Origin of the sequence: Falsiroseomonas oleicola (assembly GCF_019029495.1) — a bacterium.
Lineage (GTDB): Bacteria > Pseudomonadota > Alphaproteobacteria > Acetobacterales > Acetobacteraceae > Falsiroseomonas > Falsiroseomonas oleicola.
In genome coordinates, this window is record NZ_JAERQM010000002.1 from 408016 (window position 1) to 418341 (window position 10326).

The following is a 10326-nucleotide window of genomic DNA, read 5'->3' on the forward strand; positions in this document are numbered from 1 at the left end:
GCCATTCGGAGGCATGACACTTGCATGGGCGGGATCGAGCTTTACGCTCGCCGGACCTCCACCATGAATCCTTGGGGCATCGCGCCATGATCCAACGTCGCAGCTTGATGGGTGGCCTCGCCGGCCTGGGCGCCGTGGCGCTGATGCCGGATCGGGTCGTCGCCCAGGGCAATACCGTGAAGTTCGGCTTCTTCGGCCCCTTCACCGGCAATTTCGCCGCCAATGGCCAGCGCTTCCGTGAGGCCGGGGAGCTGTTCCTGGAACAGACCAACGCCGCCGGCGGCCTCGCCGGGCGGCGGCTGGTGGTGGATTTCCAGGATGATCGCGGTGACCCGCTGCAATCCACCAACATCGCCCAGCGCTTCGTGGCGGATGCCGAGGTGGTGGCCGCCATCGGCAGCTTCACCAGCACATCCTCGATGGCCGCGGGGCAGATCTTCGCCCAGGCGAGGATGCCGCAGGTCAGCCCGACCTCCTCGCATCCCGACTACACCAAGATCAGCCCCTATCAGTTCCGCATGCCCAATACGCAGGACATCGTGGCGGAGCTGAATGCGGAGCTGATGGTCAACCGGCTGGGCACCAAGCGCATCGCGCTGCCCTATTTCCAGGACGACTGGGGCATCTTCGTCGCCCAGGCCACCAAGGCGGAGATCGAGAAGCGCGGCGGGGAGGTGATCCTCTCCGAGGCAATGACCCAGCAGGCGCGCGACTTCCGCGCCATGATCACCAAGATCCGCGCCGCCCGCGCCGATGGCATCTTCATCGCCAGCCATTACGCGCCCTCCGCCATCTTCATGCAGCAGTTGCGCCAGGCCGGCATCACCGTGCCGGTGGGTGGCGCCGATCCGCTGTACAATCCGGAATTCCTGCGCCTGGCCGGCGCGGCGGCGGAAGGGGTGATCTGCACCACCTATTTCTTCCCCTCCGACCCCTCCAAGGCCGCCTTCACCGAGGGCTACAAGGCGAAGTATGGGCGGGAGCCGGATCAATGGGCCGCCTTCGCCTATGACGCCATCGCCATCGCGGCGGAAGGCGCCAAGGCGCTGATCACCGCCGGCCGCCCGGTGACGCGGGAGGCGCTGCGCGACGCCATCGACGCGCTGCCGCCCTATGACGGCGCCAGCGGCGTGACCGAATTCGTCAATGGCAGCCCGCGCAAGCCGATGACCTTGCTGGTGATCCGCAACGGCAGGTACGAGCTCTATAGCTGAGGACTGAGACTTTCTGATGATCGAGCTGTTCCTCAGCCAGTTGCTGAACGGGCTGGTGATCGGCTCGGTCTATGCGCTGATCGCGCTGGGCTTCTCGCTGGTCTTCGGCGTCGCCAACCTGATCAACTTCGCCCAGGGCGCGCTGCTGATGCTGGGCGCCTTCTTCGCCTTCACGCTGATCCAGTGGGGCCTGCCGATCGTGGTGGCGGGCCTCCTCTCCGTGCTCGCCACGGCGGCGGTGGGGATGCTGGTGGAACGGCTGGCACTGCGGCCGCTGCGCAATGCGCCGGCCATCGCGCCGCTGCTGTCGACCCTCGCCATCGCCGTCATCGCCGATGCGGGGGCGGAGCTGATCTGGTCCGCGGAATCGCAGCCCTTCCCGAGCCCGCTGCAATCCTTCGTCGTCTTCGTCGGCGGCGCCTTCCTGACCGGCGTGGACATCGCGACCTTCATCGTCTCGCTGGCCGTGATGGGCGGGCTGATGATCTTCCTCTCGCGCTCCTGGACCGGCCGCGCCTTGCGCGCCACGGCGCAGGACCCGGAAGCGGCGGCGCAGATGGGCATCGACGTGGCATTGATGCGGCAGATCGCCTTCGGCCTGGCCGGCGCGCTGGGGGCGCTCGCGGGCATATTGGTCGCGATGTACTACCAGTCCGTCTTCCCGCAGATGGGCGTGCCCTTCGGCATCAAGGGCTTTGCCGCGGCGCTGCTGGGCGGCCTCGCCAGCATTCCGGGCGCGGTGCTGGGCGGCTTCCTGCTCGGCATCTTCGAGAATCTCGCCAGCGGCTATGTGGGCGAGGGCTCGCGCGACCTGATCGCCTATTCGCTGCTGATCCTGGTGCTGATGGTCCGCCCGCAGGGGCTGCTGGGCACCGGGAAGCTGGAGGCGCTGGGCGGCGTCGGCGGGGCCTCCGGCGCCATTCCCACCACCTCCATCATCGCCAGCCTCGGCGGCGCCACGGCGCGGACGCGCAACTGGGTGCTGCGGCCGAAACTCTGGATGATGCTGGCGGCGATCGCGCTGGCGGCGGTGCTGCCCTGGCTGGGCTCGGCCTATATCGTGCAGGTGGCGGCGGGCTGCGCGGTCTTCGCCATGCTGGCGCTGAGCCTGACGCTACTCTCGGGCTCCGCCGGCATCATCTCCATCGGCCATGCGGCGCTGTTCGGCTTCGGCGCCTATCTCTGCGCCATCCTCGGCCGCAACCATGGCTGGCCGGTGGAGGGCATCCTGGCCGCCGCCGCCTTCGGCACCGCGCTGATGGCGGCGGTGGCGACGCTGCCGGCGATCCGCCTGACCGGCCATGCGGTGGCGCTGGCGACTCTGGCGGTGGGACAGGTGGGCTATCTGCTGTTCCTGAACTGGATCGAGCTGACGCGCGGCCCCATGGGCATCGCCGGCATTTCGCGCGGCACGCTGCTGGGCATCCCGATGCAGCCGCTGGATCGGCAATACTGGCTGGCCCTGCTGCTGCTGGCGGTCTGCTACGTCATCGCCCATCGCCTGCTGGAGTCGCCCATCGGCCGAAGCTGGCGCGCGATCCGGGAGGATCGGCCGGCCGCCCATGCGGCGGGCGTGCCGGTGCGGCGCTACCTGGTGCTGGCGGCCGCGACCTCCGGCCTGATCGCGGGGCTGGCCGGCGCGCAATTCGCCTGGCTCCAGGCCTTCGTCAGCCCGGATTCCTTCGTGCTGGAAACCAGCATCGTGCTGATCTCCATGGTGGTGCTGGGCGGCATGGGGAATATCGCCGGCGCCGTCATCGCCGGCGTGCTGCTGGCCATATTGCCGGAGGCGCTGCGTGCCTTCGACGACTGGCGGATGATCGTCTACGGCCTGATCCTGCTGGCCCTGCTGCGCTTCCGCCCGCAGGGGCTGGGCGGCGTGCGATGAGCGCGGCGCTGACCCAGGCCCTGGCCGCGCATCGCCATCCCGGTGCGCTGGTGCTGGAAGGCGTCACGCGCCGATTCGGCGGGCTGGTCGCCACCAATGAGGTCACCTTCACCGTGCCCGGCGGCGAACTTCTGGCCATCGTCGGCCCCAACGGCGCGGGCAAATCCACGCTGGTGCAGCTCATCACCGGCTTCGTGCGGCCGGATGCGGGGCGCATCCGCCTTGGCCCGCATGACCTGACGCGGCTGCCGCCGGAACGCATCAGCGCGCTCGGCGTGGCGCGCAGCTTCCAGACCAGCCGGGTCTTTCCCGGCCTGACCGTGCTGGAAAGCGTGCTGGTCGGCACCCAGGTGCAGCTGATCGGCGGCGGCCGCCTGCCGCGCGCCTTCAACACTTTGGCCGAGACCGCCTCCGTCCTGTTCGGCCTGCCCGCCTATGCGGCGCGCCGCCGCCTGCTGGAGGACCGCGCGGAGGCGACCCTGAAGCTGTTCGGCGACCGCCTCTGGCCGCGCCGGGACGCGCCGGCCTTCAGCCTGTCCTACGCCAATCGCCGCCGACTGGAGATCGCCCGCGCCTTGGTGGCGGAGCCCGACCTGCTGCTGCTGGATGAGCCCACCGCCGGCATGAACCCCACCGAGACCGGCGAACTCGCGGACCTCATCGCCCAGCTCCATGCCGACCGCCCGGCGCTGACCATCGTGATGATCGAGCACAAGCTCCAGGTGGTGCGGCAGCTCGCCTCCCGCGTCATCGTCATGAACCATGGCAGCGTGCTGGTGGATGCGACGCCGGAGGAGGCCCTGGCCGATCCGCGCGTCGTCACCGCCTATCTCGGCCGCGCCGAGACGAGCCACGCCCATGGCTGAGCCCTATCTCTCCATCGACAGCATCGACGTCTTCTACGGCCCGGTGCAGGCGCTGTTCGGCGTGACCGTGACGGTCGGGCGGGGGGAGGTGGTGGCGGTGCTCGGCGGCAATGCCAGCGGCAAATCCACCACGGTGAAGGCGGCGCTCGGCCTGGTGCGGCCGCGCGGCGGGCGGATCACCCTGGCGGGCCAGCGCATCGACGGGCTGGACCCGCACCAGATCATCGGCCGCGGCGTCGGCTCGATCCCCGAGGGCCGCCGCGTCTTTGCCGAGATGAGCGTGGAGGAGAATCTGCGCCTCGGCGCCTATGCGCGGCGCGGCGAGCCCCCCGCCAGCCTTCAGGCGGATCTGCAAGAGGCCTTCGCGCTGTTCCCGCGCCTGGCGGAGCGCCGCCGCCAGGCCGCCGGCACGCTGTCGGGCGGCGAACAGCAGATGCTGGCCATGGCCCGCGCATGGATGCGCCGGCCGGAGCTGCTCTGCATCGACGAGCCCTCCATGGGCCTCTCGCCACTGTTCGTGGATCATGTCTATGAGGTGCTGGCCCGCTGGAAGGCGGCCGGCCTGACCATCCTGATGGTGGAGCAGAACGCCAATATGGCCCTGCAACTGGCCGATCGTGCCTATGTGCTGCGCAACGGTGCCATCGTGGTGCAGGGCGCGGCGGCGGAGCTGGCGGGGGACCCGGAATTGCGCAAGGCCTATCTCGGTGGCTGATTTGTTGGGCGGCGCGACGATGCGCCAGGTGGTGGGCGCCGGGGGCGTGCGGCTGGCGGCGGTGGAAGAGGGCAACCCCGATGGCCCGCCCATCCTGTTCATCCACGGCTTTTCGCAGGCCGCTTTGTGCTGGACCCGACAGTTCACCGGCGAATTGGCGCGGGATTTTCGCCTGATCGGCTTCGACCTGCGCGGGCATGGGCACTCGGACAAACCGGAGGACCCGGCCGCCTATCAATCCCCCGAGTTATGGGCCGATGACGTGGCGGCGGTGATCGCGGCCTTCGGGCTGGAGCGCCCGGTGCTCGCCGGCTGGTCCTTCGGCGGTCGGGTGCTGGGCGCGGTGGCGCGGCGGCATGGCACGGCGGGGCTGGGTGGCCTCGCCTTCGTCGGCGCCATCAGCAAGGGCGGCGTGCCGGATGCCCAGCGTTTTCGCGGCATCACCGGCCCCTTCCAGGCGGCGATGGGCTCGGCGGATATGGCCGAGGCGGCGGCGGGCACGCTGCGCTTCATCCAGGCCTGCACCGCCGCGCCGCTGCCGCCCGATCTGCAACGGCTGATGGACCTGACCAATGGCATGACGCCGCCCTGGGTGCGCCGCGCCATGATGGGCTGGCAGGTGGACCATGACGACCTGCTGCCGACCCTGCGGGTGCCCGCCCTGGTGATCCATGGCGCCCAGGACCAGGTGCTGCTGCCCAGCGCCGGACACCATATCGCCGCCCTGCTGCCCGGCGCCGAGCTGCGCATCTACGAGGCCAGCGGCCATGCGCCCTTCCTGGAGGAGCCGGCGCGCTTCGACGCCGATCTCGCCGACTTCGCCCGCCGCGTCAGGGCTGGCTGAAGAAGGCCTCCTCCTCCGCCGCCAGGTGCTTCGCCCACATCGCGACGGTCGCCTCTGCCTTGCCGGTTTCCTGCCAGCGGCGGCCGAAGCCGGACATGCCGTGCGGCCGGCGCTTGCGGTCCAGCCGCAGCTCCACCATGCAGCGCAGCAGTTCCAGGATGGACTCGCCCGCGATGGGCGGCGTGCCATCCACCCAGCCATGCGCCATGCCGCTGGTCGGGTCGATGAAGCCGGCGCGGGAGGCCGCATCGGCGACGCGCCGTTCCACATCCAGCGAATGCAGGGCTTCCGGCAGATGCAGCGCGGCGGCGAGGCAGGCCTCGATGGCGTAGCTGCCCCAATTGGCGATGGTGGCGACCATCAGGATGTCGGTTTCGACCTTGGTGCCGATCAGCCGGCCGGTCGGCACGACATCCCGCACCGCCTCCGGAATCCGGCCCATGCCGACCTCGTTGCCGCCATCGCCGATGCCGATGGTCAGCACGCCGCGGCGCTTCGCCTCATCGATATAGAGCTCCACCTTGCCGACCACGTCGGTGACGTCGAGGCCCGGGCCGGTATGGGTGGTGCCGTTGAAGTTGGGCGCTGGCTTCTCGATGCTGACCATCGCCCTGGCCTTGGTGGTCTCGAAGCAGCGCACGGCCTCCACCGCCGCGCGGGCGGGGTCGATGGGCAGGGCCAGGATGGCGGCCTTGAAGGGGGTGGTGACGGCCATCTCCAGGCCGATCACGTCGAGGCCGGTGGCGCGGACCAGCGCCTCCATCCGCGCGATATTGGTGACTTCGGTGAGGAAGACCGGCGTGGCATCCAGCGCCACCGCCACGGCGCGGCCGAGCAGTGCGGCGCCGACCGGGCCATCGGCTTCCGAGATCATCGCCGGCGGGTCGAAGAAGCCGGCACAGATCAGCACCACGTCGCGCGGCTGCACCCGCTCCACCAGTGCGCGCGCGGCGAGCGAGGACAGCGGCGCGCCCTGCAGCGCGCGGGCGGCCTCATACAGCTCCTTGGTGATGTTGCGGTTGGTGATGTCGGCGCCACCGCCCGACATGAAGACCTGGGCCGAGACCAGCCGGTCGGCGGATTCGCCGACGACCTGGCAGAGATCGAAATCCGGTTCCATCTTTGGGCGTCTCCTCAGGGCGTCAGCACGATGCGGCCATTCACGGCGCGATCCCGCAACATCGCAAGGGCTTGCGCCACATCGTCCAGCTTCATGACGGTCGCCGGCGCCGGCTTCACCAACCCGCGTTCATACAGGGAAAAAATCTCGGCGAAGCAGGCGGCGACGTCCTGGGGCACGCGCTTGCGGTAGTCGCTGATCTGAAGCCCGCTGACCTCGATGTTCTTCACCAGCAGGTAGTTGGCCTTCAGCGTCGGGATGTTCCCCGCCGCGAAGCCCACCACCACCAGCCGCCCCTTCCAGGCGAGGGCGCGCAGCGCGGCCTCGAAATAGATATCGCCGAGGGGATCGATGACGATGTCAACGGCCCCGGCCACTTCCTTCACCTGCGCGCGCAGGCTTTCGCGGATGTCCGGCTGCGACAGGTCGATGATCGCATCCGCCCCCGCATCAAGCGCGAGCTGCGCCTTGGATGCGGAGGACACACCCGCCAGCACGCGGCCACCCAAGGCCTTCGCCAACGCCACGGCGGCGAGACCCACCGCACCGGTCGCGCCCAGCACCAGCACCGTCTCGCCCGGCTGGAACCGCGCGCGTTCGCGCAGCGCGAACCAGGCGGTGTCATAGGCCAGCGCCATGGAGGCCGCCTCGGTGAAGGGCATCGCTGCCGGCAGGCGGTAGCACTGGTTGGCGGGGGCGAGCGTGTATTCTGCATAGCTGCCGATTTCCGCCATCGCCAGCACGCGATCGCCCGGCGCCCATGCGGTGACGCCCTCGCCCACCGCCTCGATGATGCCGGCCGGACCCTTGCCGGGCGTGAAGGGCAAAGGCGGCACGAACTGATAGCGCCCGGCGATCACCACCAGGTCCACATAATTGACGGACACCGCCTGCACGCGGACCAGCACCTCGCCCGGCCCTGGCGCCGGGCGCGGAACCTCGGTGACGATCACCGCCTCCGGCCCGCCAAAGGCGGTGACCTGCGCCGCCCTCATGCCGGCGCGCTCCAGCGCACCGGCACCGGCACCAGCCGCCCGGCCTCGACCTCCGCCGCCACGCCGCGCTTCAGGATCTTGCCGCTGGCCGTCAAGGGAATCTCCGGCAGGTCGAGGAAGAATTCCGGCATGTCGTAGCGCGACAGGCCAGCGGCATCGAGATGCGCGAGCAGCGCCTCCGCCGTCACCTCCTGCCCTGGCCTGCGCATCACCGCGAGGCACACCTTCTCCCCCAGCCGCGCATCCGCCACCGGCAGCGCGGCGGCGCGGGCGATGGCGGGGTGCTGCATGGCCAGCGTCTCGATCTTCGCGGGGAAGATGTTGTGGCCACCGCGGATGATCACATCCTTCTTGCGGCCGGTGATGCGGATGTAACCGCCCTCGTCCACCCAGCCGAGATCGCCGGTCAGGAACCAGCCCGCGCGATTGAAGCTGTCCTCGGTCGAGGCCTGGTCGTCGAAATAGCCGAGCATCAGGCTGGTGCCGCGCCCGGCGATCTGGCCGACCTCGCCCGGCGGCAGCGCCTGATCCGGATCGTCGCGGGAGACGACCTGAATCTCATAGCCCGGCGCCGGGCGGCCGGAACTGCCAGTGATCAGCGCGGGATCGTCGCCGGGCAGGGTGTAGTGGGTGGAGCAGGCCTCCGTCATGCCATAGCCCGATTGCGGCGTGACGCCATGCGCCAGCAGATCCGCCACCACCTGCGGCGGCGCCGCGGCGCCGGAGATGCGGAAGCCGCGCAGCGCGCCGATGCGGGTCGCGTTGCGGCGCTTCAACTCCGAGAGCAGGTCGATCGCATGGGTCGGCACGCCGACAAGGAAGGTGGTGCCGGTCTCCACCAGCCGGTCGAGCAGCGATCCGCCACGCGGCAGGTCGGGCAGCACCAGCTCGCAACCCGCTTCCACCGCCATCACCATGCAGCCGAAGCCGAGATTGTGGCTGAGCGGGCTCAAGGTCGCGATCACGTCGCGCGCATCCAGCGACCAGTCGGCGAGGATGGCACGCGCATTGGCCAGCACGGTGTTGTCGCTGTGCATCACGCCCTTCGGCGCCGCCGTGGTGCCGGAGGTGAAGGCCAGATAGAGCACGCCGTCCGGATGCCCCACAGGCGCTGCCTCCGTCGCGGTTGCCAAGGCCGGCCCCGCCCAGGCCTGCCGCGCATCCGGCGACAGTTTGGCCATTTGGTGCACCCGCTTCAACGAGGGGATGTCGCGGATACGCGCGAAAATGTCGTGCCGGGACGCATCGGCGCCGTAGCCTTCCTCCGCGATCAGCGCGGCGGCGCGCATGCGGGACAGCAGTTCCACCACTTCGCCGACCGTGTGGTCGCGATGCAGGGAAGGGCAGCAGACCAGCCCGTCGCGCGAACAGGCCAGCAGCGCCACCAGCGTCTCGATCCGGCTCGGCAGCCAAACGGCGACGCGCTGGCCCGGGCGCAGCCCCGCCGCGCGCAGATCGGCGGCCAGCGCATCCGCCGCATCCACCATCGCGCGCCAGGTGATGGCGCGCTGGCGATCGCGCATGGCGATGGAGTCCGGCGCGCGCGCGGCCTGCGCCACGGCCCTGGCATGCAAGCTGTGTGGTTGCCAGAAACCCGTGTCATAGCCTTGCCGCAGGCGTTCCGGGCTGAGCGTGGTCAACAGACTTGTCATCAGGAATGGATGCCGGATGTGCGCGGCGCGAGGGGTGCGGGGCGCTGGGTGAAGGAATTATCCTGACATTTAACCATGTCGTTGCGGCCGCCTGTCAACCATCTTCCCCCCATGTTGCGGCGCAGCTAATCTCGACCACAGGATACGACAGGAGTCTGTGGTCCGTGAGCTCTCCCGCCCGACGCAACCCGTCCGCGATGCCGGCGCCCGCCGCCGCGCCGCCAACCCCGTCGCCGGGCAGTCGGGGTACGGCGCGCGCTTTCGTGCTGGGTCGCGTCGCGCCGTTGAATCCCGCCCATGCCATGCCGCTCTACATGCAGCTTGCCGAACGTTTCGTAGCCCTGGTGTCGCAGGGACAGGATGCGCTGGTGGGGCAGTCGCTGCCGACCGAAAGCGAATGCATGGCGCATTTCGGCATCAGCCGGCCAACCGTGCGCCAGGCCATGGCGCATCTGGCGAATCTCGGCCTCATCACCCGTGGTCGCGGCCGCGGCACCTTCGTCGCGCCGCGCCGTCTCGACCATGACCTCAGCCTGGCCTTCGAGGATGAGGCGCGCAACGCGCGCAAACGTGTTTCCTTCCAGGTGCTGGACCGCCGCACCGTGCTGGCCCCCGCAACGGTGCGCGCGGCGCTCGACCTGCCCGCCGGGGCGGAGGTGGAGATGGTGGAGCGGTTGCGGTTGCTGGATGGCGAGGTCTTCGGCCATGAGCTGCGCTACCTGCCGACCGCCATCGCCCGCCATGTGACGGCGCGCATGCTGGAGCGCCAGGCGGTGAACACGCTGCTGCGCGCGGCGGTGGGGGAGGCGCCGAAGCGCATGCGCCTGGTTGTCCGCAGCGTGCCGGCGGATACGCGCATCGCCCGCCTGCTCGGCGTGAAGCGCGGCATGCCGCTGCTGGAAAGCGAGCATGTCTACCGGCTTGCCTCGGGCGCGCCGGTGCTGTGCGGCTTCGTGCGCTTCCACGGCGACCGCTTCCAGTTCATCGCGGAGGCCGAGATCCGCAGCGAGGCGCAGCTCTGATCCCGCCTGC

The 10326-nt window shown here is 70.0% G+C and carries 9 protein-coding genes; 6 read left to right on the forward strand and 3 right to left on the reverse strand.

Features of this window, described 5'->3' with window-relative positions; all coding sequences use genetic code 11:
* Positions 1–86 precede the first annotated feature (86 nt).
* From JJQ90_RS08740 to JJQ90_RS08760, 5 genes are read left to right on the forward strand one after another with little or no spacing between them, the layout of a single operon-like run.
* Positions 87–1214, forward strand: a complete 1128-nt coding sequence (locus JJQ90_RS08740; RefSeq protein WP_216874415.1) for an ABC transporter substrate-binding protein — start codon at positions 87–89, stop codon at positions 1212–1214.
* Positions 1215–1230: 16 nt separating this feature from the next.
* Positions 1231–3102 (forward strand): ABC transporter permease, encoded by a 1872-nt coding sequence (locus tag JJQ90_RS08745; protein WP_216874417.1) that lies wholly within the window; start codon positions 1231–1233, stop codon positions 3100–3102.
* Positions 3099–3968, forward strand: coding sequence for an ABC transporter ATP-binding protein (locus JJQ90_RS08750; protein ID WP_216874419.1), 870 nt, complete (start codon positions 3099–3101; stop codon positions 3966–3968). The genes JJQ90_RS08745 and JJQ90_RS08750 overlap by 4 nt, the downstream gene beginning before the upstream one ends.
* Entirely contained in the window at positions 3961–4683 is a 723-nt protein-coding gene (locus JJQ90_RS08755; RefSeq protein ID WP_216874421.1) for an ABC transporter ATP-binding protein, read from the forward strand. Before JJQ90_RS08750 ends, JJQ90_RS08755 begins: the two co-directional genes overlap by 8 nt.
* Entirely contained in the window at positions 4676–5527 is an 852-nt protein-coding gene (locus JJQ90_RS08760) for an alpha/beta fold hydrolase (protein WP_216874423.1), read from the forward strand. The genes JJQ90_RS08755 and JJQ90_RS08760 overlap by 8 nt, the downstream gene beginning before the upstream one ends.
* On the opposite strand, the gene JJQ90_RS08765 is transcribed toward JJQ90_RS08760, so the two are convergent.
* From JJQ90_RS08765 to JJQ90_RS08775, 3 genes are read right to left on the reverse strand one after another with little or no spacing between them, the layout of a single operon-like run.
* Positions 5514–6647, reverse strand: coding sequence for a glutamate cyclase domain-containing protein (locus tag JJQ90_RS08765; RefSeq protein WP_216874425.1), 1134 nt, complete (start codon positions 6645–6647; stop codon positions 5514–5516). The two genes, JJQ90_RS08760 and JJQ90_RS08765, sit on opposite strands and share 14 nt — an antisense overlap.
* A 14-nt stretch (positions 6648–6661) precedes the next feature.
* On the reverse strand, positions 6662–7642 hold the full coding sequence (locus JJQ90_RS08770) for an NADPH:quinone oxidoreductase family protein (protein ID WP_216874428.1): 981 nt from the start codon (positions 7640–7642) through the stop codon (positions 6662–6664).
* Positions 7639–9294, reverse strand: a complete 1656-nt coding sequence (locus tag JJQ90_RS08775) for a class I adenylate-forming enzyme family protein (protein ID WP_216874429.1) — start codon at positions 9292–9294, stop codon at positions 7639–7641. Before JJQ90_RS08775 ends, JJQ90_RS08770 begins: the two co-directional genes overlap by 4 nt.
* Before the next feature lie 164 nt (positions 9295–9458).
* Between JJQ90_RS08775 and JJQ90_RS08780 the strand changes: the two genes are divergently transcribed.
* Positions 9459–10316 carry a GntR family transcriptional regulator gene (locus JJQ90_RS08780; protein WP_216874430.1) on the forward strand — a complete coding sequence of 286 codons (858 nt, stop codon included), beginning with the start codon at positions 9459–9461 and terminating at the stop codon, positions 10314–10316.
* Positions 10317–10326: the final 10 nt, after the last annotated feature.

Coding starts and splice junctions, on each gene's coding strand:
- JJQ90_RS08740 (WP_216874415.1), top strand. CDS start 87: ATGATCCAACGTCGCAGCTTGATGGGTGGCCTCGCCGGCCTGGGCGCC.
- JJQ90_RS08745 (WP_216874417.1), top strand. CDS start 1,231: ATGATCGAGCTGTTCCTCAGCCAGTTGCTGAACGGGCTGGTGATCGGC.
- JJQ90_RS08750 (WP_216874419.1), top strand. CDS start 3,099: ATGAGCGCGGCGCTGACCCAGGCCCTGGCCGCGCATCGCCATCCCGGT.
- JJQ90_RS08755 (WP_216874421.1), top strand. CDS start 3,961: ATGGCTGAGCCCTATCTCTCCATCGACAGCATCGACGTCTTCTACGGC.
- JJQ90_RS08765 (WP_216874425.1), bottom strand. CDS start 6,647: ATGGAACCGGATTTCGATCTCTGCCAGGTCGTCGGCGAATCCGCCGAC.
- JJQ90_RS08770 (WP_216874428.1), bottom strand. CDS start 7,642: ATGAGGGCGGCGCAGGTCACCGCCTTTGGCGGGCCGGAGGCGGTGATC.
- JJQ90_RS08775 (WP_216874429.1), bottom strand. CDS start 9,294: ATGACAAGTCTGTTGACCACGCTCAGCCCGGAACGCCTGCGGCAAGGC.